24 protein-coding genes and 1 pseudogene are annotated in these 24,572 nt (G+C 26.8%); 10 read left to right on the top strand and 15 right to left on the bottom strand.

Translation table 11 applies throughout. From position 1 onward, the window contains the following. Position 1: 1 nt before the first annotated feature. The gene (locus tag BFL38_RS06415; RefSeq protein ID WP_069726276.1) at positions 2 to 2,002 is read right to left on the bottom strand and encodes an FUSC family protein; all 2,001 of its coding nucleotides are present in this window, start codon (positions 2,000 to 2,002) and stop codon (positions 2 to 4) included. Positions 2,003 to 2,143: 141 nt separating this feature from the next. Here BFL38_RS06415 and BFL38_RS06410 point away from each other — a divergent pair, with 141 nt between their 5' ends. After that, on the top strand, positions 2,144 to 2,647 hold the full coding sequence (locus BFL38_RS06410; RefSeq protein WP_008724089.1) for a hypothetical protein: 504 nt from the start codon (positions 2,144 to 2,146) through the stop codon (positions 2,645 to 2,647). Between the two features lie 2 nt (positions 2,648 to 2,649). Beyond that, a complete protein-coding gene (locus BFL38_RS06405) occupies positions 2,650 to 3,063 on the top strand; it encodes an META domain-containing protein (RefSeq protein WP_176720555.1) in 414 nt (137 codons plus the stop codon). Positions 3,064 to 3,122: 59 nt separating this feature from the next. On the opposite strand, the gene BFL38_RS15150 is transcribed toward BFL38_RS06405, so the two are convergent. The 6 genes from BFL38_RS15150 to BFL38_RS06380 all read right to left on the bottom strand — a co-directional run bounded on the left by BFL38_RS15150 (position 3,123) and on the right by BFL38_RS06380 (position 9,319). Beyond that, positions 3,123 to 3,278, bottom strand: coding sequence for a hypothetical protein (locus tag BFL38_RS15150; protein WP_176720554.1), 156 nt, complete (start codon positions 3,276 to 3,278; stop codon positions 3,123 to 3,125). A gap of 12 nt (positions 3,279 to 3,290) precedes the next feature. Then, positions 3,291 to 4,313 (bottom strand): galactose/methyl galactoside ABC transporter permease MglC, encoded by a 1,023-nt coding sequence (mglC, locus tag BFL38_RS06400; protein ID WP_069726275.1) that lies wholly within the window; start codon positions 4,311 to 4,313, stop codon positions 3,291 to 3,293. Positions 4,314 to 4,334: 21 nt separating this feature from the next. Continuing rightward, entirely contained in the window at positions 4,335 to 5,840 is a 1,506-nt protein-coding gene (mglA, locus tag BFL38_RS06395) for a galactose/methyl galactoside ABC transporter ATP-binding protein MglA (protein ID WP_069726274.1), read from the bottom strand. Between the two features lie 109 nt (positions 5,841 to 5,949). Continuing rightward, entirely contained in the window at positions 5,950 to 6,996 is a 1,047-nt protein-coding gene (locus tag BFL38_RS06390; RefSeq protein WP_069726273.1) for a galactose ABC transporter substrate-binding protein, read from the bottom strand. A gap of 189 nt (positions 6,997 to 7,185) precedes the next feature. Then, positions 7,186 to 8,217, bottom strand: a complete 1,032-nt coding sequence (locus BFL38_RS06385) for a galactose ABC transporter substrate-binding protein (protein WP_069726272.1) — start codon at positions 8,215 to 8,217, stop codon at positions 7,186 to 7,188. 85 nt (positions 8,218 to 8,302) lie between these two features. After that, positions 8,303 to 9,319, bottom strand: coding sequence for a galactose ABC transporter substrate-binding protein (locus BFL38_RS06380; protein ID WP_069726271.1), 1,017 nt, complete (start codon positions 9,317 to 9,319; stop codon positions 8,303 to 8,305). 214 nt (positions 9,320 to 9,533) lie between these two features. On the opposite strand from BFL38_RS06380, the gene aroB reads away from it, so the two are divergent. After that, entirely contained in the window at positions 9,534 to 10,619 is a 1,086-nt protein-coding gene (gene aroB, locus BFL38_RS06375; protein ID WP_438357068.1) for a 3-dehydroquinate synthase, read from the top strand. 168 nt (positions 10,620 to 10,787) lie between these two features. Here aroB and BFL38_RS06370 read toward each other — a convergent pair whose 3' ends face one another. The 3 genes from BFL38_RS06370 to BFL38_RS06360 all read right to left on the bottom strand — a co-directional run bounded on the left by BFL38_RS06370 (position 10,788) and on the right by BFL38_RS06360 (position 12,956). Further along, on the bottom strand, positions 10,788 to 11,222 hold the full coding sequence (locus BFL38_RS06370; protein ID WP_069726269.1) for a flavodoxin: 435 nt from the start codon (positions 11,220 to 11,222) through the stop codon (positions 10,788 to 10,790). Between the two features lie 133 nt (positions 11,223 to 11,355). Next, positions 11,356 to 11,922 carry a DUF3793 family protein gene (locus BFL38_RS06365; protein WP_069726268.1) on the bottom strand — a complete coding sequence of 189 codons (567 nt, stop codon included), beginning with the start codon at positions 11,920 to 11,922 and terminating at the stop codon, positions 11,356 to 11,358. Between the two features lie 110 nt (positions 11,923 to 12,032). Beyond that, a complete protein-coding gene (locus BFL38_RS06360) occupies positions 12,033 to 12,956 on the bottom strand; it encodes an AEC family transporter (RefSeq protein ID WP_069726267.1) in 924 nt (307 codons plus the stop codon). 244 nt (positions 12,957 to 13,200) lie between these two features. Between BFL38_RS06360 and htpG the strand changes: the two genes are divergently transcribed. After that, a complete protein-coding gene (gene htpG, locus BFL38_RS06355; RefSeq protein WP_069726266.1) occupies positions 13,201 to 15,117 on the top strand; it encodes a molecular chaperone HtpG in 1,917 nt (638 codons plus the stop codon). A 157-nt stretch (positions 15,118 to 15,274) separates the two neighbouring features. Further along, on the top strand, positions 15,275 to 15,715 hold the full coding sequence (locus BFL38_RS06350) for a PepSY-like domain-containing protein (protein ID WP_256097212.1): 441 nt from the start codon (positions 15,275 to 15,277) through the stop codon (positions 15,713 to 15,715). Between the two features lie 282 nt (positions 15,716 to 15,997). On the opposite strand, the gene BFL38_RS06345 is transcribed toward BFL38_RS06350, so the two are convergent. Genes BFL38_RS06345 through BFL38_RS06335 form a run of 3 tightly spaced genes read right to left on the bottom strand, consistent with a single transcriptional unit; the run spans position 15,998 to position 17,362 of the window. Further along, a complete protein-coding gene (locus BFL38_RS06345) occupies positions 15,998 to 16,669 on the bottom strand; it encodes a hypothetical protein (protein WP_069726265.1) in 672 nt (223 codons plus the stop codon). A gap of 27 nt (positions 16,670 to 16,696) precedes the next feature. Further along, on the bottom strand, positions 16,697 to 17,122 hold the full coding sequence (locus BFL38_RS06340) for a PepSY-like domain-containing protein (protein WP_069726264.1): 426 nt from the start codon (positions 17,120 to 17,122) through the stop codon (positions 16,697 to 16,699). 30 nt (positions 17,123 to 17,152) lie between these two features. Further along, on the bottom strand, positions 17,153 to 17,362 hold the full coding sequence (locus BFL38_RS06335; RefSeq protein WP_256097211.1) for a hypothetical protein: 210 nt from the start codon (positions 17,360 to 17,362) through the stop codon (positions 17,153 to 17,155). Positions 17,363 to 17,506: 144 nt separating this feature from the next. Between BFL38_RS06335 and BFL38_RS06330 the strand changes: the two genes are divergently transcribed. From BFL38_RS06330 to BFL38_RS06320, 3 genes are all read left to right on the top strand, one after another. Then, the gene (locus BFL38_RS06330; RefSeq protein WP_069726263.1) at positions 17,507 to 18,943 is read left to right on the top strand and encodes a hypothetical protein; all 1,437 of its coding nucleotides are present in this window, start codon (positions 17,507 to 17,509) and stop codon (positions 18,941 to 18,943) included. An 80-nt stretch (positions 18,944 to 19,023) separates the two neighbouring features. Further along, positions 19,024 to 19,953 (top strand): sigma-70 family RNA polymerase sigma factor, encoded by a 930-nt coding sequence (locus tag BFL38_RS06325; protein ID WP_008724121.1) that lies wholly within the window; start codon positions 19,024 to 19,026, stop codon positions 19,951 to 19,953. 94 nt (positions 19,954 to 20,047) lie between these two features. Next, a complete protein-coding gene (locus BFL38_RS06320) occupies positions 20,048 to 20,920 on the top strand; it encodes a hypothetical protein (protein WP_069726262.1) in 873 nt (290 codons plus the stop codon). A 264-nt stretch (positions 20,921 to 21,184) separates the two neighbouring features. Here BFL38_RS06320 and BFL38_RS15845 read toward each other — a convergent pair. Then, positions 21,185 to 21,433, bottom strand: a pseudogene (locus BFL38_RS15845) (transporter substrate-binding domain-containing protein); the annotation flags it as partial. Positions 21,434 to 21,587: 154 nt separating this feature from the next. On the opposite strand from BFL38_RS15845, the gene BFL38_RS06315 reads away from it, so the two are divergent. Next, on the top strand, positions 21,588 to 22,355 hold the full coding sequence (locus BFL38_RS06315) for a biotin--[acetyl-CoA-carboxylase] ligase (protein ID WP_069726261.1): 768 nt from the start codon (positions 21,588 to 21,590) through the stop codon (positions 22,353 to 22,355). A 23-nt stretch (positions 22,356 to 22,378) separates the two neighbouring features. Then, positions 22,379 to 22,615, top strand: a complete 237-nt coding sequence (locus tag BFL38_RS06310) for a hypothetical protein (RefSeq protein ID WP_069726260.1) — start codon at positions 22,379 to 22,381, stop codon at positions 22,613 to 22,615. A 223-nt stretch (positions 22,616 to 22,838) separates the two neighbouring features. On the opposite strand, the gene BFL38_RS06305 is transcribed toward BFL38_RS06310, so the two are convergent. Then, complete coding sequence (locus tag BFL38_RS06305) at positions 22,839 to 24,503, bottom strand: ABC transporter permease (protein WP_069726259.1); 1,665 nt, start codon at positions 24,501 to 24,503, stop codon at positions 22,839 to 22,841. Between the last annotated feature and the right edge of the window lie 69 nt (positions 24,504 to 24,572).

The following is a 24,572-nucleotide window of genomic DNA, read 5'->3' as shown; positions in this document are numbered from 1 at the left end:
ATTATAATATATTATCTATATTATTTTTGATTGAATTATTAATAGAATTTATGCTGTCGAAACAATTTTCTAATCTGTAAAATATATATGAATCTGTTTTTATAATATTTCTCTTTTTTTCTTCGCTGTTATAATCATTAATTTCATTTTTGAATAATTTAGCAGTATTTTCTAAAGTATTTGAAATATTTTCAATGAATATTAGTATATTATGTTTATCTTCAGGTCTGTTATATTTTTTCATAAGATGTATTAATTGTTCTGCCTCAACTATAAATTTTCTATTGCTTTCTATTAAAGAGTCTGTTATAGGAGTACCTTTGTATCTTGTTTGATTTTTTTCATGTATTATGATATTGTTTTTTATCATGTATGCTTTTAATAGTATTTCATATAGATACTGAGATGTAGTTTCATTATTTATAGCCTTTCTCATTTGATTTATTATTATAGTATCTATTTCTATAAGTTCGCTTATTTTATCCACCATACCTTTGTGACTTTCAGTTCTTATAATAAAATGATCAAATACCCATACGATAGAAAGAGCCATTATTATAAATCCTAGTCTTGATGAAGCTGACATCAATTTTGGCATATATGGAAATGATGATATTAATGCTGAAATTGTGCCGTATATTTTTTTTAAAAAGTCATTAATAGATGCAAGTGATAATATAAAGCATACTCCTATAGCAGGAATAATCATATCATAAGGTATATACCTGAAAAAAACTGAAAATATAAATACACCTATGAAGTTTCCCAATACATTTATTTTTAAATTATGTTTTTGTTCCTCATAAAATGGATATAGCATTATATATGATAAAATAGGAAGCCAATAACCTCTTATTGCTATTTCATCTGGTAAAAAATATCTAATAGTAAATGATATGCACATTATTATGCCCATTTTGAGGGAGAATCTAAAATGGCATTTATTGATATTGAATTCTTTCTTTAATCTTATTAATTTTAAATTAAATAATTTTGCTATTTCAAATTCATCTTTTTTGTTTTCAAACATGTTAGATAGTATATTTTTCAATTTTGATATAGTATATATCCATTCATAATTACTTTTTTCATCACTTAAAAAATAATTATCATTAAAATAATTTACAGCATTCATTATACTATTGTATTCTTTTTCATGTTTTGATATATCTTTTTTTAGTAAATTGGATATTCTATCTAAAATTTTTGAAAGCATCATGAAATATTCTGAATCATTATCTTTAAAATTAATAATATTCTGATGTTCTTTATCTATTAATATATTTATTTCTTCTAAAAATAAAACAAGCTGAAAATGATTAATGTTTCTATTGTTCATAGTATTATGTCTTTTTAATGTATCTACATATATTGCGGTAGTGTATTCGTTTATAATAGGGAATAAATCATCTTTTTTATTTAATGAGCATGTTTTATTATATAATGATGATATTTTCTTATTTATAGCTTCTATTGCTCTGCAAGCCAAATTATTAGATAATTTATGTTTAGTTAAAAATTTATTTATTACTAAGAATATAAATATTATGAGTAAAGCGGTTAATATAGCTTCCATTCTTAAATGTATATATGATATAGGTATGTTATATGCCTGCAAAAGAACATAAGCAAAACCATATATAAAGTAGTTTCTAGGAACAAAATCATCTGAAAGCAAATATACTATAGAAAAAGGAACTATAAAATTAAGTGATATAGTAAGGAATAAATTTTGTTCTGCTATGGTAGCCAAAAGCCCTAATAAAAGTATTCTAAAAGATACAGCCGGAAAACTCTCTATTGTAAAACTTTGACGCATTAAAGCACATATAAATATAGAAATTACACCTATTGTTGCATTCTCTCTTCCAAATAGATTAGTGGATAATACCATTATAAAAAGTCCTACTAATACACTAGGCAGAAAATCTATGACTCTTTTTAGAAATGCGATTAATATTTCTTTTTGTTTTTGATAAAATAGTTTATTTTTAAAAAACATTGGGACTAATTTGTATTTTTTTCTTATATTTATATAATAAGACTATATTACAAATAAAAAATAGTCAATAAAAAATTATATAATTTTTTATTATTGCCGATATTTTAAAATTAGATATATTAATTTTAGGGGGATTAAATTATGCCGCCGGTAATCATAGAACATGAAGAATATCCTTCTGTAGTAGTTATAGAATATAACAGCATATACAGAAATGAATTGCAAAATTTTATACACAATATAAAAATAAAAGATAATAAAGAAGAAGTTTTTGTTGAACCTTATTTCAATAAAATCCTTTATACAAATAATACCAATATAGGACTTTTGACTATAGATGGAAGAATAAATGGATATTATTATATAAATAAAGAGGGTGTATTGAAATATATATATATGAATTACCCGTATAGAAGAAATGGTTTTGCTAAGCTGCTTTTAACACATGCAATCAAAGCTAATCCTAATATACAATTTGAGAAGAATGCTAATCAAGCCTATACTAGACTTATAAGTTCTCCTATATTTGAAGATATACTTAAAGGCAACTCTTCAGGGGCATTTGATAATAATTCAGGCTCAATGGATACATTTGAAGATCTTAGCGGCGGCGGAAGTAAAGAAGGGGAGCTTACTTTATTTTAATTTTGAAAAGATTTTTATATTTAAATATTATATTAGTCATATTCTTATTGATGTCATGTGCACATAATATGGTTTCTATAACTGAAGAACCTGTAATTGAAGAAAAAATTAAGGTTTATCATCTTATAAGTATGCATACTGCTATGAATATAACTATTAGTATAGATGATAATAAAATATATGGTAAGTCTGCTATCAATGATTATTGGGCTAATTGCAAAATAGATGGAGAAGGAATATCAATAGATATGATAAGAACTACCAGAAAAACAGATAATGCCGAAAAGAGAAGGGCAGAAGGTGATTATTTATCAATACTTCAAACAGCATACTCATTTAAAATAGAAGGAAATAAACTTATAATATATACAAGATTTATAGACGAACCGCTTGTTTATGAAGAAATAGAAGATTAAATGAAATAAAAATTAAAAAGGCTGCACTTAAAAATATTAATAAGCACAGCCTTTTCTATTTAACGATATATTAAACTAGCAATATACCTTATAAACTCAGCTACTAAAAATATCATTACTATAAAACCTAGGAATATCCAAGATTTCAAAGTTCTTTTTCTAGTTTCATTTTTATTAAATTCTCTCCTAAAAGGATCGTTATTATCATATTCCATAATAAAACCCTATCATACTTTTTTCAAATATTTTTGCGTATCAACTGCAACAGCAGCAATAATGATAGCCCCCTTAATTATGTACTGCATATATGGAGAAATACCAACAAATGACATACCATAGTTAATAACTTGGAATATTAATACACCAGATACAATACCCAATATAGAACCTATACCGCCGGAGAAAGAAACTCCTCCTACAACACATGCGGCAATAGCATCAAGTTCATAACCGTTACCCAAGTTATTAGTAGCAGAACCAACACGAGCAACTTCTAATGAACCGGCTATACCATATAAAGCACCAGCCATAGTATATACTATCATAAGAGTAAGAGGAATGTTTACTCCAGAAACAGCAGCAGCCTCAGGGTTTCCTCCTACAGCAAATATGTTTTTTCCTAATTTAGTTTTATTCCAAATAACCCACATTATCAAGGTTATAATGACAGCAAATATAATTAGGTATGAAATAGTATAATTTCCTAATCTTATACCCCCTTGAGCAAGATTAGTAAATCTAGGATCGAGTCCTCCTATAGGCTGAGCACCATAAGGAGGTCTGTCAAAATATGTACTAGTTACACCGTAAAGTATAAGCTGCATACCTAAAGTGGCAATAAACGGAGTTACATAAAGTTTAGAAATGATAAAACCATTTATAAGTCCGAATACCATAAGTATAAGCATAACTAAAAGTATAGGAAGTATAACCGGAAGCATAGGTAAATCCGGATACATTCTAGTAGGATTAGAAGGAGATTGTAGAAGTGAAGCACTTACAACCGCAGCAAGTCCTACAGCTCTTCCTGCTCCTAAGTCATTACCTTGAGTTACAAGAAGCGTACCTACTCCTACAGCTATTATCATACGAGTAGATGCCTGAGCGAATATGTTTAAGAAATTGCTCAATCTAAAGAAGCTAGGTTCTTTAATGATAATACCTATAAGTATTACAAGTAATGCTGCAAATATAGCATTGTTTAATATAAATGATTTAATAGTTTTAATGTTTATTTTATTAGTGTCCATAATCCGTCCTTTCGATTAAAATTATAAATATTTAGCAGACAATGCCATAATTTCTTCCTGATTAGTATTTTTAGTTTCAACTATACCAGCAACTCTTCCATTACTCATAACCATAATTCTGTCAGTTATTCCAAGCAATTCCGGCATTTCTGAACTTACAACTATTACAGCTTTTCCAACAGTAGCTAAATCAATAATAAGTCTGTATATATCATATTTAGCACCAACATCAATACCTCTTGTAGGTTCATCAAGCATAAGAATATCAGGCTTGCTTAAAAGCCATCTTCCTAATATAACTTTTTGCTGATTTCCTCCTGATAATGACTGTATAGCTGTTTTTTCAGAAGGGGTCTTTACCTGCATACTGTCTATAACCCATTTAGTATCTTCATGCATTTTTTTATTGTCCAAAAATCCAAATTTATTTTTGTAATTGTCTATATTTGCTATAGTAGAATTAAAATTGATGGACAGCATACCGAATATACCTGTTTGCCTTCTTTCCTCAGTAACTAAAGCGAAGCCATTTTTTATAGCTTTTCTTGTAGAAGAATTGCTGACTTCATGGTTCATTTTTAGAACATGTCCTGAAGATAAAGTACGCATACCGAATATACTTTCTAATACTTCAGTTCTTTTTGCTCCTACAAGTCCTGCAATACCAAATACTTCACCTTTTCTTACATTGAAATTAACTTCTTTAAGGGAAGGCTGATAAAATGCAGTAAAATCTTTTATTTCTAATATATCTTCTCCCGGAACATTTGTTTTTTCAGGGAAACGATTAGTTAAATCTCTTCCTACCATCTGCTTAATGATCATATCCGTAGTTAATTCTTTAGCAGGAGTAGTGGCAACATATTTACCATCTCTCATTATAGTAACTTCATCAGATATTTGCAGTATTTCTTCCATTTTATGCGATATATAAATCATACCTACGCCTCTGCTTTGAAGTTTTCTAATGATTTTAAATAATTTAGCTACTTCTTTTTCTGTAAGAGAACTTGTAGGCTCATCTAATACCAATATTTTGGAATTATACGAAACTGCTTTTGCTATCTCTACCATCTGCATTTCGGATACAGATAATGTAGATACTTTTGTTCTGGGATCCAGAGGTATTTCTAAATCATCAAAAATAGCCTTAGTATCATCATACATCTTTTTTTCGTCAATAATAACCCCATATTTGGTAGGATATTTTCCAAGCCATATATTATCTTGTATATTTCTTTGCCTAACTTGATTAAGTTCTTGGTGCACCATAGCTACACCATTATTTAAAGCTTGTTTAGGAGATATAAAGTTAACTTCTTTACCATCTAAGAATATATGTCCTTCATCTTTACGATAAATACCGAATAAACATTTCATCAAAGTAGATTTTCCGGCTCCGTTTTCTCCCATAAGAGCAACTACCTCTCCTTCTCTTACGGTGAGCTGTACATCATCTAATGCCTTAACACCCGGAAAAGACTTTGAAATACCTTTCATTTCAAGAACAATTTTTTTATTATCCATATTTATAAAACCTTTATTTTCAAACTCTGCTAATACAATACTATATAGATAATTAACAAACAGGGATATTAAAAATGATTAATATCCCTGTTTTATTGCAAATTAATTATTATTTATAAGCTTCTTCAGCAACATTTATATTATCTTTAGTTATAGGTACATAAGGAACGCGAACTGCTTTAACTTCGTCTAAAGTCCAAGTAGTACCATCTAATGGATCTTTTCCAGCAGCAACATTTAAAGTGATATCAACTAAAGCCTGAGATTGTCCAACTGGGTCATTAAGAACAGAACCTACTACAGTTCCTTTTTTGATTTCATTGATCATATCAGGTATAGCATCAACACCAACTATAGGTATAAATTTAGTATTATCACCTTCTTTGTTATATCCTAAAGCCTGTATAGACTGTAAAGCACCTAAAGCCATAGCATCATTATTACAGAAAATATATTCAAGTTTATCGCCATATTTTTGTATCCAAGCATCAACTATATCTTTAGCTTTTGCAGTATCCCACATAGCTGTTTGTTCTTCTAATCTTTCTACTTTAAGACCATTGTTAGTGATATATAAAGTAACATGGCTAGTTCTAGCTTCAGCATCTGGGTGTCCTGGTTCGCCTTTTAATAAAGCATATTGTATAATTCCATCGCCATTTTTGTCCCAAGCAGGATTAGCTTTCCAAGTCTCTACAACGATTTTTCCTTGCATATCGCCTGATTCTTCAGGAGTAGTTCCTACATACCAAGTTTTATCATAACTAGCCATAGCTTCAGCACTAGGCTGTTTGTTAAAAAATACTACAGGTATATTTTTAGTTTTAGCTTTATCTATAATAGTTTGAGCTGCTTGAGGGTCTACCAAGTTAATGGCTAATGCTTTTGAATCTTTTTGAATCATAACATCAACTTGGTCATTTTGCTGAGCTTGGTTATTTTGTGAGTCATTGATTATTAAATTAGCTTTTCCGCTGATTTTGCTCTCAATGTTTCTTCTGTAGAAAGACATAAAGTTATCATCATAACGATAAATTGTTACTCCGATAGTTGGTCCGTCAGTAGTTGTTGTGGAAGAAGCTCCGCCGCCGCAAGATACTACAAAAAGTGCAGACATTATAAATAATGCTGCCATAACTATAAGTGACTTTTTCATATTAGAAAACTCCTTAAATTAATTAATATTCTCTATTTAATTAGTATATAAATTTATTTTCTTAAATCAAGTAAAATCAGATCTTTTGATTTTTGATTTTTATTTTAAATGCATTTGTATAAATAAAAGGTAAGATATTAAATAATTAATATCTTACCTTATATCATTAATAATTATAATTATTAAAAATTATTTATAGGCTTCGGTAGATTCATCTATATTTTCTAATGTAATAGCTCTATAAGGCACTCTTACCGCTTTTACATCATCTAGTTTATATTCTGTACCGCTTAATACATCTTTTCCATTTGCAGCATTAATAACCATATCAACCACAGCTTTAGCCTGATCCTTAGGGCTTTGTAAAACAGTACCTACTACAGTTCCTTTTTTAATTTCTTCTATGATTTCAGGAATAGCATCAACTCCTACTATAGGTATAAATTTATTGCTGTCTCCTATATTATAACCTTGTTTTTGAATGGATTTCAATGCTCCCAAAGCCATAGCATCATTATTTGAGAATATAAACTCTATACTATTTCCATATTTTTCTATCCATGAATCAGCAGCTGTCTGTGCCTGAAGTATATCCCAATTAGCTGTCTGTTCATCTAATTGATCTATAGTTATTCCATTATCATTTAATACTGCTTTAATTCTCTCTGTTCTGGCTTCTGCATCAGGATGTCCTGCTTCTCCTTTTAATAAAACATACTGAATTTTGCCGTCTCCATTTTTATCCCAAGCAGGATTTGCCTGCCAAGACTTAACTACTATATCCCCCTGTATATTTCCGGATTCCTCACTTAAAGTACCTACATACCATGCCTTATCATAAAGCATCATATCTTCTTTACTTGGCTCTTTGTTAAAAAATATTACAGGTATTCCTGTAGGTTTTATTTTATTAATCATAAAACTAGCTGATGTAGAATCTACTAAATTAATTGCTAATGCATCAACATTTCTCTGAATAGCAGCATCTACCTGATCATTTTGCTTTACCTGATCATTTTCTGAATCATTCATTACAAATTTAGCTTTTCCATTTAGCATAGTTTCAATATTTCTTCTCATAAATGAAATAAAGGCATCATCATATCTGTAAATAGTAATACCTATTTCTATTTCATTATTATCCGATTTTGAAGAATTGCCGCAGCCGATTAATGATATAAACAATAAAATTGATAAAATAGTAACTATTGCTTTATTCATAAAAAACTCCAATTTTTTATATAATAATATCCTAGTTTATTAAAAAAAAATATATAAGTCAAATTAAATTATGAAAAAATATAATTTATTTATATATTTTTATTGCAGTATCTATATTATATTTAGTTACAGGTATATATGGTATAACAATGTATCTATTATTGTAAAAATTGAAATGCAATCCTTCCAAAGGGGATTTTCCATTGATAATATTGCTTGAAACAGAACATAAAGCCTGTGCCTGTATGGAAGGGTTCTGCATAACTGTTGCAAATATCCCATAATTGTTTATTTCTTCCAAACATTCAGGTATTCCGTCTATCCCAACTATAGGAATATAATTTAGCATTCGGCTGCTGTTGTTATATCCAAATTCTTTTAATGTATCTAATGCTCCCAATGCCATATTATCATTATTGCATATAATATATTCTATTTTATCCCCATATTTATATATTATATTTTGCATTACTTTTGCCGCTTCATTTCTTTTTCCATTGGCTGAAACTTCTGCCAAAATATTTAATGTTATATTGTTAGAGGCTATGTATTTTTTCATGTATTCTGTTTTATTTATTGTATCATTATCATTCAAATCCCCTTTTAATATTACGCATTGTATTTTACCGTCCTGATTTTTATCCCAATTCATTCTCTCTTTCCAGCTTTCTGCTATTACTCTGCCCTGAGCATTTCCTGCTTCTTCACTTATTCCTCCTATATACCAAACTTTATCATAAGTTCTGAGAACTTCTAATCCGGGATCTCTATTAAAAAATATTATAGGCTTATTATTTATACTTATTTTATCCAATACTTTCTGGGCTTGTGTTTTATCTACCAAATTTATAGCTAATAGACTTACATTCTTTTGTAAGAACATATCTATTTGACCATTTTGAGTTGATTGGCTATTGTAAGAGTCTGCCATAATCAGAGAAGTATTTTTATTTATATTTTTTTCTATGTATTGCTTTAAATATTTCATATAACTGTCATCATATCTATAAAGTGCCACACCCATAGAATTTATTTTTCTTTGCGTATACAATAATACAGAAGATGATAACAATACTAATAATAAAATAATAAATCTTTTCATTTACATATACTCCTAATAATGACTTTTAAATTATAGTCAAATAGTTTTTATTGTCAAGTTTATAAATATTCAAATATGATTTTTACATTATGAAAGTTTGTTTTTTATATTAATTTTATATAAAAATATAATAAACTTTTTAGTTATTATAAAATACAATTTAATGTTTTTTTATTTTTGAAAATGATTTATAATAGATAAAATATAAAAAATAATGGATTTTAATGCTATGAATAAAAAAGTAGAAGTAAAAATAAAAAATGATGTAAATATTAATTATGATATTTTAGTTCAGAAGGGATTAATAAAAGAAACAGGAAAATTGGTAAAAAATATACTAAGAGGAAAAAGAGCTTTAATAGTTACAGATGATATAGTAAATAAACTTTATACTGATATAGTAAAAGAAAGTTTGGAAAAAGAAAATATTATAACTTCAGTATGTGTACTTACTCATGGGGAGGCAAATAAAAATATAGAAAGTATAATTGATATTTTTTCTTCGCTTGCCAAAAATGAATTAAGCCGTAAAGATATAATAATAGCATTAGGAGGCGGTGTAGTAGGGGATATGGCTGGATATGCTGCTGCTTCTTGGATGAGGGGTATTGATTTTGTGCAGATTCCTACTACTTTGCTTGCATGTGTGGATTCTTCTGTTGGCGGAAAAACAGGAATTAATATAAAAGAGGGTAAGAATTTAGTAGGTGCTTTTCATAGCCCTAAACTTGTTATAATAGACAGCAATACTTTATTAAGCCTTCCTAAAAGGGAGTTCAATGAAGGAATGGCTGAAGTGATAAAGCATGCATTTTTATTTGATGAAAAACTTTTAGAACTTATAGAGGATCACTGTTACAATAATGCTGAATTGGATATGGACTTTATATTAAAAAGAAACTGTGAATTAAAGGCTCATATTGTAGAGATAGACTATAAAGAGCAGAAAGAGAGAATGTTTTTGAACTTCGGACATACTATAGGTCATAGTGTAGAGAATGCTGCAGGTTATGGTGTATTGCTTCATGGTGAAGCTGTTGCTATAGGCATGATTTTTGCCATAGAGTACGGCATTAAAAAATGTATAACAAAAGATAAAAATATATTAGAAAGAGCTAAAAATATATTGAAGGCATTTTCTTTGCCTATAGCTATACCTGATAATATAGATTTGAAAGAGGCTATTAAACTTGATAAAAAAAGAAGCGATGATAAAATCAATTTTGTATTTTTAGAATTTATCGGAAAACCTTGTGTTGAAAAAGTGAGTATTGAAGATATTTTAGAGGATTTTAAATGAATAAATTTACTTTGATATTTATGATTTTATCGTTATACTGATATTATTAATATTAAATTCTATTAATAGAATATCCTATAGATATTATAATTTTGATTAAGAAATAACAAGAGGCATTAACTTTTTATAAGCTAATGCCTCTATCTTTTAGGATTTATTTTTATTTATTTATGCTTTTACTAATGCTTCTCCCAAACTCACACATTCACTTACAGCATTATCATCTGGAGTGAGATTTGCGATAAGTCCGTCTTTAACTAAAGAAGCACCTGCAGAACTTACATCCTCCTGCCAAGTTCTCATCCATTCGCCATCGCCCCAATCATAAGAGCCGAATAAAGCAACTTTTTTGCCTGATAAACTTCCTCTTATAGAATCATAAAAAGGCTGAAATTCTGACTCTTCTAAAACTTCAGAACCCATAGCAGGACAGCCTAATGCTATTTTTGAATAGTTGTTTATATTTCCAGCATCGAAACTTGATACACTAAAAATATCAGCTTCTCCTCCTGCATTTTCTATGCCTTTTTTTACATTTTGAGCCATTAACTCAGTATTACCTGTGCCGCTCCAATATATTATTACTCCTATTTTATCACTCATCTTATTACCTCCTTATGTAATAAATAATAATTTTTATTTATAAAGCCAAATATAAAAATTGTGAGCATATAGCAAATTCGCCAAAGGCGGACAGCGTCATTTGCTATATATTTTTAGCGAACAATTTTTATTATTATAAAGAATGAAGTTTGTAATCGTCCATTATCTCCAAAATGCCCTTTCCTCTTAAAAATGTATTTATATAAAAAGTTCTGCATCTATTATAATTATCAAAAGTTTTTAGAGCTTCCTTTTTATTATGATACACTTTCCAATATCCTGTATATAAACTATTTTTTCCATAGTTATTTATAAAGCCGTTTATATCTATAAGCGGATAGCCTAAAAATATACCTATTTCATGTGGAAATGTTTTAGAATACTGCATTCTTCTCTTTAAAATCTCTATGCTTTCATATATATTTTTTGACCTATATCCGTAATTTTTCAAAAACTTAAAAATATTATCATCTAATAAATAATTTTCTAACGCTTTTTTGTTATAAACATAAATTACAGCCTTATTATCATAGTGTTTTATTACACCTACATTTATACCTCTTTTGTTTAGAATATTGTTGTATAAAGAAACTTTTTTATTAAGTTCTTCTTTATTTTTATATTCATAAGTAAATATATTAGCTATTTTTATACCTGATAAAGCAGGTGCACAATGGTCAATAATTAATTTATCAAACATTCAATCTCCTATTGTTAGAGTATTCTAACATATAGACTAAAAATTGTCAATAGTTTTGTTAGTATATTCTAACATTTTTTAAAAAATTTTATTATTTTTCAATTTTAAAATTAAATAAAACTAATAACTATACAGAATATCAATGACATTATAATTTGAAGCGACAAGAAACCGGATATAAATTTATTAATTTTTTCATTATTGGTGTACATTAATAGTATGAAAGGCGACGGAGATAGAAAATATATAATCATAGACTTTACAAGAATTGAATTTACAGTGATTATTTTTGACATAACAAATAAAGTTAATGATATTAATAAAGCCATAGTAGCAAATCTTACAAAGAATAATTTAATTGCTTTTTTGAATATATCTATTTCAAATTCAAGTTCGGCACCTATACATATTAATATCATAGGAGATAAAGGTTCTGTTAAAAAAGATATTATTCTATTGTATGTAGATGCCAAATTTGAATTATCAATTTTTTCTCCCAAATTAAATAAAGCTCCTATTATACCCAATATAAGGCTTATTATTATTGGGCTTGTGAATATAGATTTTATTATTTGTTTGGAACTTTGCTTATTTCCAGATATTAAAGTCAATCCTGTTGTAACTACTGTAAAAACAAATATATTATTTACCATATCCATCTGTATTATTTGAAAAAGATTATCTTTTCCTATAATCATATTAAGTACAGCTAAAGCAAACATTCCGCTTTCAATACAGGTATTTGTGTAAGGAACATATTCTCTTATATCATCTGTAAACAATGGCTTATACAAAAAGCCTAATAAATATGCAGCAAATATAATTATAAAACCAGCTATTATTAATACTATAGAATCTTTATTAAATGTGCCATGAATAATAATATTAAAAAAAGTAAATGGAAGAAATAAATTAACTGCCAAATTTTTTATAGTTTTTATTCCTTCATTACTGATTATATTGAAATGTCTTAATATTTTACCGAATGCTATCAAAACAAATATAGGAAGTATCAATTCTAAAATAGTATACATTTTTTACCCAAAATATCTTATTATGATATATAGTATATAAAATATTATATAAATAATCAAAATTTATAGTTATAAAATATTTGCTTTTTTTTAAATTTTTATTATAATTGTAAAATATTCACAAACTTTTTACTTTTTTGATTTTTAACTTTTATATATATAGACTTTATATATTCTAATTTTACTTTATTATATTTTATCTTTAACCTATAAAGAATTTTTTATAAATGAAGGAGTTTATATTATGGCAGAAAAACAAATACTAAATTTTGAAGCCGAAACTAAACAAATATTAAATTTAATGGTGCATTCTATATACACTCATAAAGAAATATTTTTAAGAGAGCTTATATCAAATGCAAGCGATGCATTAGATAAAGCAAGATTTGAATCTATAACAAACAGCGATAAATATAAAGATATAGATAATTTAAGAATAAAAATAGATACAGATGAACAAAACAGAACTCTAACCATTCAGGATAATGGTATCGGTATGACTAGAGAGGATGTTATTAATAATATAGGTTCTATTGCCAGAAGCGGTACTAAGGCGTTTTTAGAAAAAATACAGAAAGATAAAGAAGCATCAAAAGAAAGCGGAATTGATTTGATAGGGCAGTTTGGTGTTGGTTTTTACTCTGCTTTTATGGTTGCTGATAATATCGTAATAGAAACAAAACATGTTGATAGTGAAAAAGGTGTTCGTTGGGAAAGTAATGGAGACGGCTCTTACTCCATAGAAGATATTGATAAAACTGACAGAGGAACTAAGATTATTTTAAAATTAAAAGGAAAAGATGAAAAACTAGAAGAAGACGGTTTTATCGATGATGATTACTGCAATAAATATACTTTAGAAAGTTTAATACATAAATATTCTAATTATGTTCATTATCCTATAGTTATGGATATGCCTATACCTAAAAAGGACGAAAAAGAAGTTCAGCAGTATGAGGAGAAAACTATTAACTCTATGATTAGTATATGGCAGAAATCAAAAAGCGATGTTAAGCCAGAAGAATATAATGAGTTTTATAAAGAGCATTTTCATGATTATGCTGATCCTTTCGAGGTTATACATACTAAAGCAGAAGGTACTATAGAGTATACTGCACTTTTATTTATACCTTCAAAAGCTCCTTTCAATTTCTTACACCCTGATTTTGAAAGAGGACTTGAACTTTATTCAAGAAATGTATTTATAATGAGTAAATGCAAAGACTTACTTCCAGAGTATTTAAAATTTGTAAGAGGATTAGTTGATTCTCCAGACTTTTCACTTAATATTTCAAGAGAGATTTTGCAGCATAGCACTCAATTAAAGAGAATATCTTCTAATGTTGAAAAGAAAATTTTAGATGCTTTAGAAAATATACTCAAAAACGATAGAAAAAGATATGAGAAATTCTTTAAAGAGTTCGGTGAATCTATCAAAATAGGAATATACTCTGATTTCAGCAAAAAAGATAAACTTGCAAATCTTTTGTTATTTGAATCTTCTAGTACAGCAGAAGGAGATTATACTACATTAGCAGAATACAAATCAAGAATGAAAGAAGGTCAGGAGTTTATATATTATGCTGCTGCTAAGGATAAATCTGCTATAGAAAAACTTCCTCACATGGAAGGAATGAAAGAGAAAGGCTATGAAGTGTTATACTTTACTGACAGAGTAGATGAGTTTATGATTAATATGATGAGAGAGTTTGACGGTACTAAACTTCATTCTATACTTCAGGCTGATAATTCTGAAAATAAAGATGAAAACAAAGACAGTGCCAACAAAGAAGTTCTTAATGCTATAAAAGATGTATTAGGTTCCGGTAAAGTTGCAGAAGTAAGAGAGACTAACAGACTTAAAGAGAGCGTTGTTTGTTTATCAAATAAAGAGGATTCTATTAGTTTTAATATGGCTAAAGTTTTGGCTGAAACAGGAAATAACATGTTTGGTATGAAGCCTGAAAGGGTATTAGAAATTAATACTTCTCATGATGTTTTCAAAGCTATAGAAAAAGAATATAATGAAAATAAAGTTTCAGAACTTTTCAAAGAATACAGCGAGCTTTTATATGATGAAGCATGTATACTTGAAGGACTTCCTCTTGAAGATCCAAAACTATTTGCCAGCAGAATGAGTAAATTAATGCTTAAATTATAAATCTTAAAAAATATATAATTTATAAAAAAATAATAAAAGGCTTGAGTTTTAATACTTGAGCCTTTTTCAATTTTAAATCAAATTTTTTTTATTTTATTGGGAACTTTTTATATAAAAACTCGTCTAATAAACCAAATAAATTTAAGGAGTTCATATTATGAATATGAAAAAGAATATTATTATTATGACTATTGCATTGATTTTCGTTTTGCAAATCACTGCATTATCTCAGTATTATGGTCAGTATGATAATAACATATCACAAAAAACTATGTCCTTTATCAAATCTGCTTACCCTAATACCCAAGTTTTTAAATTAAAAAGCAGTAAAGAGGGTGGATATAAAGTAACATTATCAAATGGGGTGAAAATAGATTTTTCATATTCTGGAGAATGGGTTAATGTAGATGGAAAATATAATGGAGTTCCTGAAAATATTATACCAAGAAGTGTTTTAAGCACTATAAAAAATACATATCCTCAATCTATAGTAGTGAAAATAAAAAGAGAATGGGGTAATTATAAAGTAAAATTAAACAATGGCATGGAATTATTAATCTCTGAAAACGGACAATTATTTGGGCAAAGATATAAATAAATAATTTATAATAGGCTGTAATTTTTATAGATTGCAGCCTTTTTATTTTTTGTAATTTATTTTAAATCCCGCCCTTTAAACTTTATAACTATATTTGAAGTAAATAATTTTATTTATATTTAAAACTTAAACTGTAAAAAGATACCCGCCCAAACTTTTTTTAATTTATGGACTTTAACATCACGCGGTAAAAATATTAAAAAATTTATAGTTTATATTATAATTATTGTTTATCTCTATTTACAGAACTAGTTTAACGCGTGGTTTAAAATTTATTATTTTCTATCTGAAGAAAGAAGCATATCTATAAGCTATTTGTATCCCTAAATCTAAATTGCCATACGCTTCGCCTTTTGTAATTTCTGGTATATCTTTATTTATAAGCCTAAATCCCCAATCATATCCTAAATATAATCCAATAGCTATAGCCATGTCTTCTCTGAAAAATATATTATAATCGGCTACAAACTTTAAATATGTTCTAGGTTTTAGGTTTCCTCCTAAATTATAATCTGTTCCTTTATATCGTAATGTTATACAAGGACCTAAAGGAAGTCTTATCCCTATATCCAAACCTAAAGAGAAATCTCCTATATAAACCTTAGGCATTCCTCCAAAAGTAAGTGAATTAGCCTCATAAATATAATTCATATCTATATTATTTTTATGAATGCTTATTTTATTATATGAATAAGAAAAAGTACCTAAAAAACTCATGCTCACTAAATCACTTATCCCTAAGTAATATCCTAATCCTATACCAACGCCGCCTTGAAAATTTACTTCATTTCCTGATGGTTTATATTGAGGTATATTTCCATGCGGAATCATTATACCCATTCCTATAGGCACATTAACATTAAAATCAAGTCCATGCCTTATAGGATAAACATTATTAGAAATAGTTAATATTATAATTAATAGATATATTATAATATAATGTTTTTTTATCATGATCTCTCCAATTTTTATACTTATATTTTAATCATCAAATTTCTGTCCTAAAAGCTGTCCGCTGCCGGCATCTATATAAAGCTCCATCATATTATTTAGCTTTACTTCGTATATATTCCATTTCTTTTTTATTTTCGTTATTACAGTATTAGGATATGTTTTTGCTACCGTATTTGATACAGATTGAGGAAGTATATTTGAAGGCAAAGCAGTATAATTTCCTTCTATTTCTTTTAAATCCCCATTTCTAAAGAACTCTATTTCTACTCCATTATCTAATGCTATTTCATAAGTTTTTCTGTCCATTTCAGCATAAATTATATTAGTATTTTGAAAATATGTTTTTATAAACTGAAGTATATTGCTTGGCAGTTGATTTGGGGCAATATACATTCCATCAGCGTATGCGAAAATAGACACTGTTAAAAATAATAATATTATTTTTTTGTTCATGTTTCCTCTTGTTTTTATTTTTAATTAGCATCATAAGTTTTCTGTACAATCTAAATCAAAATGTATTACTATATTATCATTTAATATTACTTCATAAAATTCAGCTGTTTCATATATATTTATTATATTTTTACAATTAAAACAGTCATTTATAAAATAAACTGACTTTTTAGGAATAAAATTATCGTATAAAAATAAGTACATACTAATAAGAATAAATAATATTACTTCTCTTTTCATTTTTATTTAATGCCACACCGTTAATATAACAAAAATCGTATAAATATCAACATAAAAAATTATTTAAAAAAATAAAAATAAACTAGTAATTAATGTAAAATAATATAAAATATTATCAAGTATAATTTGTTAATGGAATGTTATATGATAGTAGATTTAAAAAAATATTCTTTAATAGATTTGCAGAAAATAAAGAATAATATTGACAGCATAAAAGATATGAGGTTGGATATTATTATTATTAATGAAGATGGTATATTGAGTGTAGTACCTTGTGAACAGATAGAAGATGTTTTATTGCAATTAGATGAATCTGAATATATTAAGAAATCTTCAATTTATGTAGATAAATCATTAATGTCAATAATAGGCAATCAATTAAATATAGATTTAAATAAACAGCATGCCGATATACATGATATTAATATTTTTTATTCATTGTATAAAAACTGTAAATTTGAAACGGATAAAGAATATTATGATAGCCATTTTAACGAATTAATTTCAATAAGAAATATAGAAAGAATAGATTATCTAAAAGAATTATTTAATAAATTAAAATTATTTATAACGCAGAATAAAATAGATTTGGAATTAGCGAAATTAATAGGTAATATTTTAACAGATATAGGCATTATAGAAAGATTAAATTTAATATACCATTTGAATTATATAAAACAGAATAATATATCGGACTTAAAAAACTATCAAAATGTTAAGAAAGATGATCTTCTTTTTGCAGATATTATAGGCACTATAGTTAATATATTAGATAAAGAGCATAGTGATACAGTTATATTCAATAATATTTCATCATTTAAAGATGATAATGTAATATGCCATAGCAACAGAGTATTTGTTATGATGGTAGAGTTTTTATATTATTATAATGAAGAGATATCAAGAGGCGTAGCTTCTAAATTAAGGGTAGATTATAAGAAGAAATATTATTCCTATTATAATGAAATAGGCAAAAAATATAATTTACTTACCAAAGCAGATAGAATAGAAGATATATCTAAAGTAGGTTTTAGAAAAATAGAGCAAAACGAGATAAAGTATTATGCTAGGGCTGCTTTTTGGCATGATATAGCACTTGTAGACATACTTCCTAATATTCCTATAGTTAGCAGTAATGAAGGAGATAATCATGCTGTATTAGGATTCAATTTACTTAAATACTGTATGGCACAGAATGAATATACATATACTACAGTAGGACTTCATCATGAATATTATGGAAATGGATATGGTACATTTACAAATATGTATAATAAACAGTTTGCAAATAAGAGTTATAATAATATAGAAAACATATTAACTTATGATGCTAATGATATTGATAATTTAACTGCATTATCATATTTTCCTGCCAAAGCTTTGGAGATAGTAGATTCTTATGATAGTTTATATGCTAGAATATCTAAGGATAGTTCGGGAAATATAGTGAATGATGTAATATCTTATATGTATGAGAATTTTTTAGGATATGATATAAAGATTGACCCTATAATTTTTTATATATTTATTAGATATTTAGAAAATGTTAGGAATGCTCGTATATTTGATTGTCCTTTATAATTAAATATATATTATATACTTGACAATTTAGAAAAATCTTATATCCTAATAGTAATGTTTTTTTGTTTTAGGGAAAGTAATTGTTAAAAAAAGATATTAATCAAGAGTATAAGGGACCTGTTAGCGTATATTTAAAGCAAATAGGTGAAATAAGAAGACTCACTAAAGAAGAAGAACTTGATTTATGGCAGCGTCTTGAAGTTTGCCGGGATAATAGAGCCGCATTGGAAAATAATGATGATGAGGAGTCTTTAAAAAAGATAGAAGAGATAGATAAAGAAATAGATTCTATACAGCATAAACTTGTAAAATCTAATTTGAGACTCGTAATAAGCATAGCAAAGAGATATTATAACAGCGGAGTACCTTTTATTGATATTATAGACGAGGGTAATATAGGTCTTATAGAGGCTGTCAAAAGATTTGAATATAAAAAAGGATTTAAATTTTCTACTTACGGTGTTTGGTGGATAAAGCAGAGCATAGTTAAAGAAATATCAAGTAAAAGGCATATTATTAGATTTCCTATGCATATAGCAAGGCTGATAAAAAAGAGCATACAAACTTCAAAAATACTTACTCAGAAATTAGGCAGAGATCCTACAATAGATGAAATAGCTAAAGAAATGAAAATAGATAGAAAAACTCTATCGTATATAATGATATTTACTCAGGATACTGCGAGTGTTGATTCTTTTTTCAGAAATTCTGATAATAATGATATGACTTCTATTATAGAAGATAAAAATTTCCCTTCACCGCATCAGAAAGCATTTATGGATAGTCTGAGAGATACTTTAACAGAGGCACTTAAATGTTTAGATGAAAAAGAAAGGACAGTAATTATATCAAGATACGGATTATACGGAAAAGAAGCTAAAACTCTTGAAGATACAGGAAAAGAATTAAACATTACAAGAGAAAGGGTAAGACAAATTCAAATAAAGGCTATAAAGAAACTTGCTGGGCTTAATTTATCTAAAGAATTAAAAAGTTTCTTATGGGATTAAATAATTTTCATCTTATAATTATATTTTTTTATTAAACAATTTATATTTTTACCGAAAAATTAATATAATAATTTATAATCATGGATGGGAATTTATGTCTAACGAAATGAAAGCAAAATTAAAACCTATAATTATAATAGTAATATTACTTGTAGTTTTAGCTGCGGGTTTTTTTATTACTAAAAGTATATTGAGCAGCAGTAATATACCTGTTCTAGATTTTGGGGCTTCTGATACTAATGATATGCCTGAAGATACTTTAACAACAGATGATATATTCGGTGAGGATATAACCCCTGAAGAAAAAGATTTCTTAGCTACGAATAATACTATATTATCAGATAATAATACTAATACTAAGTCAACAAATAAAGATTCTTCTATAAATCTTACAGATAATGGATTGTATGAGGCTGGAAACAATCTTGATATACCAGATATAAGACCTTCTGAAGCTAAGCCAAACAATAGCGGTTCAGCTTATACTTATAATACTGAAAATACTGTTTTAGTAACAAGTTCTAATACTCTTAGACCTAATAATAATATGATGATGGATACAGCAGTTTCTGCAGAAACAAATGTAAGAATAAGTTCGTTCATTATTAATTATAATGACAGATTTGTTGCTACTAGAAATAACCCTGTTTTAATAACTTTAGCAGTAAAATCTCCTGCTGAAGGAAAATATGCTAAAATAAGAGTATATGCTAGAAGAGTAGATAATAATTATAATATATTAAGCAGAGATTTAGTATTCTATTTGCCTAAAATATATGTATTGGACGGACAGGCTCAAACACAATTCTACTTCGCAGGAAGAACTTCTGCAAGCGGAAATTATTTGCCTAAAGGAAGATACTTATTATATGCCGAAGCAGAAATTACAGATGCTAACGGCAGATCAGTTGGAAAAGCAGGAAGATATCCTGTTCCTCAATGGAATTATGTTGTAACATTACAGTAAAAAATATTTGCTGTAATGCATAAAACTCCTCAGTATTATAAAAAATATTGAGGAGTTTTGATTTTATATATGATAATTATTTTTATATAATTTTAACTCATTCTCTTTGTTTCTTATTTTCTCTTAAACTATTTTATTGATGTTTTTATTATAATACATTTTATTAACTTTATGATAATGCAGTTTAGTATATAAACATTTCTAAGTTTTTAATATGTTTATAAAAACTATAAAGATCCTATAAAAAATCTATGCAGCTTAATTTAATAAAAAATTAAACTGCATATGAACAAACTCTGCATTCAATTCTGATAATTTTGCAATCTCACTCATTATACTATAATCAAATCCGCCTATTTGTCCGTCACTATTTAAATATCCGAAAGGAGTAAAATCAACATCTATTCCAACATATATTGGTTTGTTTTCAGTTTCAGATGTTTTTGAAGAATTAGCTCATGATACAAAGAGTATTGAAGAAATAATCATCATTAATATTAGTATTTTTTTTATTTTTATAACATCTTTTTTTAATTGATTTATAACTATTAATAGTATTATCGCATAATATGCTACTCTAATATTATATAAAAGTCAATAAATAAAAATACTAAAATATAGTTATCATAATATTGATATAATGATTATTTAATTATATAATAAAAAAATGAAAGTTAACATATTTACAGAAAATTTAAATACTAAAATATACGGACAAAATACTTTATTATTTGAATCATTAGAAAGTACAAATAAAAAAATGATAGAAGATTTGAATAATGGTATGAAGTTGGAAGAGGGCAGTGTATATATAGCATTAGTACAGACATCAGGAAAGGGCAGCTATGGTAATAAATGGGAATCTAATAATAATTTAGGATTATGGTTTAGTATTTTAGTTTATTCTCCTTATAAAAAAGAGGCTTTAAGTTTTCTGCCGGGTATAGCATTGAGTAAATGTTTAAGAGAAAAATATAATGTTGATGCTCATGTTAAATGGCCTAATGATGTTTTGGTAGATAATAAAAAAATATCAGGAACACTTATACAAGTTACATCTTTTGAAAATACAAATGCATGTGTTATAGGGACGGGAGTTAATTTATATCAAAGAATGGAAGATTTTGATTTGAGTATAAGAAATAAAGCTACTTCATTGTATATAGAAACTAATAAAAAGGCTAAATTAGAAAGTTTTTATAAAGATTTGATTTATTATTTTGAAGATATTTATACAGGAAGTAAAAAGTTATCAGAATATTTTAAAGAGTATAGTAAAATGATAGGAAAAACCATAAAGGCTATAAAAGATAATACTGAAATATATGCTTATGTAAAAGGAATAACTGAAGAAGGATATTTACAAGTTGAAGTTAATGGTAAAGATGAAACTTGGATATCCAGAGCTTCTTTAGATATAGATACAAATTATTAAAAATTAATAAACGGAAGGTAATTATGAGAAAACCAATACCATACAAAAAACCTGAAGAGAAAAAACATATAAATAAAAAGAGATTATTTCTCCTTATCATATTTGAAATAATTATTATAGTGCTGTCAATAGTTACTACGGCTATAATATCATTATTATTTGGAATTAATCCTTATATAAGTGCGGGGATAAGTGCTGCTATACTTGTTGTATTTAGCATATTTGTTGCTAGGGAGTTTTTACTTAGTATTAATAAATGATATAAGAATAAAAAAATACCTACCATATAATAAATGGGGTTTATTATGGTAGGCTTTTTAAGAAAACATATGATAAAAAATAAAAACAATCTATAATGTATAGTATACTATATATGGTTTTTGTCAATATAAATTTTTAAAATATTAAAAAAATAAATAATATAAATTTAATAAACTTATTTTTTATATTACATATAATACAAATAAATAGCATGTTATATTATTATAATGTAATTTCTTTTTTACTGCTGATTTTAAAAAATATAATAAGCGATATAATGGTTGTGATAGTAAGTATTGTAGAAAGTGCAGCTGCAGTTCCGTAACTAGCCCTTATAACCTCTTGATAAATTGCTACAGACATAGTTCTTGATTTGGTTGTATAAAGAATAACAGATGAGCTTAATTCATTAATAACTGTTATCCAGCTGAGTATTGCTCCTGATAATACGCCTGAAAGCATTAATTTTGCTGTTATATTAAAAAAAGTTTTTATTTCTGAAGCCCCCAAACTTATAGAAGCTTCATCAACATTTTTATTTATTTGATAAAGTATAGCAGAGCTTGATCTTAAAGTATAAGGGAGTCTTCTTATTACTAATGATATAATAATAATTATGGAGCTTCCTGTTAATATTATTGGAGGTTTATTGAATGCTGTTAAAAAAGTTATTCCAAGTACAGATCCTGGTATTATGTATGGGAACATTGATACTGTATCTATTATGTTAGTAAATATATTCTTTTTTCTGATTGTTATATATGCTGTGAGCATTCCTATAACTATTATTATTAATATTGTTATTATTCCATATATATATGTATTCTTTATTGAAGAAGTTAGGGAGTGAAATATTGCTGCATAGCTTTCAAAAGAAAATTGATTTGTAAAAACGGATCTGTTTGTTTTTAAGAATGAAGTATATATTACTGTAATTTGAGGAAGTATAGAAATAAAAACTAAAATATATATTATGCTATGAATTAATATAGATTTTACACCTTTTATATTTTTTGATTTTATGCTGTTCATAGAATTCATAGAATATGATCTTTTGTTTACAATATATTTTTGAAATATAAACATCATAGTTGTGATTATTACCATTATAACAGACATAGATGCTGAAAAATTAGCATTACTTCCTACTTCGCTTATGAATTCCGAATATATCATAGTAGGCATAGTTCTGTATCCTTCTCCTATGAGCATAGGTGTTCCAAAATCAGCCAATGCATTCATAAATACAATTAATCCCGCTGAAACTATAGTCGGTTTTATTAATGGTATAGTTACAGTCATATTTCGTACAAAACTAGAAGCTCCCAAGTTTTCAGAAGCTTCTAAAAGTATATTATCAATTTTGCCCAAAGCTCCGTAAATATACATAAATATAAATGGATATAATTTCAAAGAAAAAACTAAAAGTATTCCGCCAAAACCATATATAGTTGGTATATTAATACCTATATATGAGAAAAATCTGGTAATAACACCATTTCTTCCAAGAAGAAGTATCCAAGAATAAGCTCCTATAAATGCCGGAGACATCATAGATATAATTATTAGAATTTCTATTATTTGCTTACCTTTTAAATTATACATCTTCATGCAGTATGCTAAAATTGTACCTATTAATACGGCAAGTATAGTTACAGAAGTTGTTACGGCAAAACTATTTATTAATGTACTGTAATAATATTTTTTAGTGAAAAATCTTATAAAATTATTTAATGTCCAAGCATCAGTTTTTACATCTTTAAAACTGCTTAAAAATAATGAAAATAATGGATAAATTAAAAATAAAGCAAAAATAAATGTTATTATTATAGTAATATATGTCCAAAAGTCCATTTTTTTTAATATAGTTTTAATTTTGTTTTTCATAATAATTTTCTATTTTTAATATTATATATTCTGAAAATAAAAATATATTTTAATGAAAAATTATTAACT

It is taken from the genome of Brachyspira hampsonii (assembly GCF_001746205.1).
GTDB lineage: Bacteria > Spirochaetota > Brachyspiria > Brachyspirales > Brachyspiraceae > Brachyspira > Brachyspira hampsonii_B.
The sequence above is the reverse complement of the archived record's forward strand: the minus strand, read 5'-3'. Positions and strand labels throughout refer to the sequence as shown.

Bases quoted from the DNA above. Each gene is read 5' to 3' on its own strand.
- BFL38_RS06385 (WP_069726272.1), bottom strand. From the start codon at position 8,217: ATGAATAAAGCAATAGTTACTATTTTATCAATTTTATTGTTTATATCA.
- BFL38_RS06350 (WP_256097212.1), top strand. From the start codon at position 15,275: ATGAATATGAAAAAGAATATTATTATTATGACTATTGCATTGATTTTC.
- htpG (WP_069726266.1), top strand. From the start codon at position 13,201: ATGGCAGAAAAACAAATACTAAATTTTGAAGCCGAAACTAAACAAATA.
- aroB (WP_438357068.1), top strand. From the start codon at position 9,534: ATGGATTTTAATGCTATGAATAAAAAAGTAGAAGTAAAAATAAAAAAT.
- BFL38_RS06360 (WP_069726267.1), bottom strand. From the start codon at position 12,956: ATGTATACTATTTTAGAATTGATACTTCCTATATTTGTTTTGATAGCA.
- BFL38_RS06345 (WP_069726265.1), bottom strand. From the start codon at position 16,669: ATGATAAAAAAACATTATATTATAATATATCTATTAATTATAATATTA.
- BFL38_RS06380 (WP_069726271.1), bottom strand. From the start codon at position 9,319: ATGAAAAGATTTATTATTTTATTATTAGTATTGTTATCATCTTCTGTA.
- BFL38_RS15150 (WP_176720554.1), bottom strand. From the start codon at position 3,278: ATGGAATATGATAATAACGATCCTTTTAGGAGAGAATTTAATAAAAAT.
- BFL38_RS06340 (WP_069726264.1), bottom strand. From the start codon at position 17,122: ATGAACAAAAAAATAATATTATTATTTTTAACAGTGTCTATTTTCGCA.
- BFL38_RS06365 (WP_069726268.1), bottom strand. From the start codon at position 11,922: ATGTTTGATAAATTAATTATTGACCATTGTGCACCTGCTTTATCAGGT.
- BFL38_RS06320 (WP_069726262.1), top strand. From the start codon at position 20,048: ATGTCTAACGAAATGAAAGCAAAATTAAAACCTATAATTATAATAGTA.
- BFL38_RS06370 (WP_069726269.1), bottom strand. From the start codon at position 11,222: ATGAGTGATAAAATAGGAGTAATAATATATTGGAGCGGCACAGGTAAT.
- BFL38_RS06335 (WP_256097211.1), bottom strand. From the start codon at position 17,362: ATGAAAAGAGAAGTAATATTATTTATTCTTATTAGTATGTACTTATTT.
- mglA (WP_069726274.1), bottom strand. From the start codon at position 5,840: ATGGATAATAAAAAAATTGTTCTTGAAATGAAAGGTATTTCAAAGTCT.
- BFL38_RS06415 (WP_069726276.1), bottom strand. From the start codon at position 2,002: ATGTTTTTTAAAAATAAACTATTTTATCAAAAACAAAAAGAAATATTA.
- BFL38_RS06410 (WP_008724089.1), top strand. From the start codon at position 2,144: ATGCCGCCGGTAATCATAGAACATGAAGAATATCCTTCTGTAGTAGTT.
- BFL38_RS06310 (WP_069726260.1), top strand. From the start codon at position 22,379: ATGAGAAAACCAATACCATACAAAAAACCTGAAGAGAAAAAACATATA.
- BFL38_RS06305 (WP_069726259.1), bottom strand. From the start codon at position 24,503: ATGAAAAACAAAATTAAAACTATATTAAAAAAAATGGACTTTTGGACA.
- BFL38_RS06330 (WP_069726263.1), top strand. From the start codon at position 17,507: ATGATAGTAGATTTAAAAAAATATTCTTTAATAGATTTGCAGAAAATA.
- mglC (WP_069726275.1), bottom strand. From the start codon at position 4,313: ATGGACACTAATAAAATAAACATTAAAACTATTAAATCATTTATATTA.
- BFL38_RS06390 (WP_069726273.1), bottom strand. From the start codon at position 6,996: ATGAAAAAGTCACTTATAGTTATGGCAGCATTATTTATAATGTCTGCA.
- BFL38_RS06315 (WP_069726261.1), top strand. From the start codon at position 21,588: ATGAAAGTTAACATATTTACAGAAAATTTAAATACTAAAATATACGGA.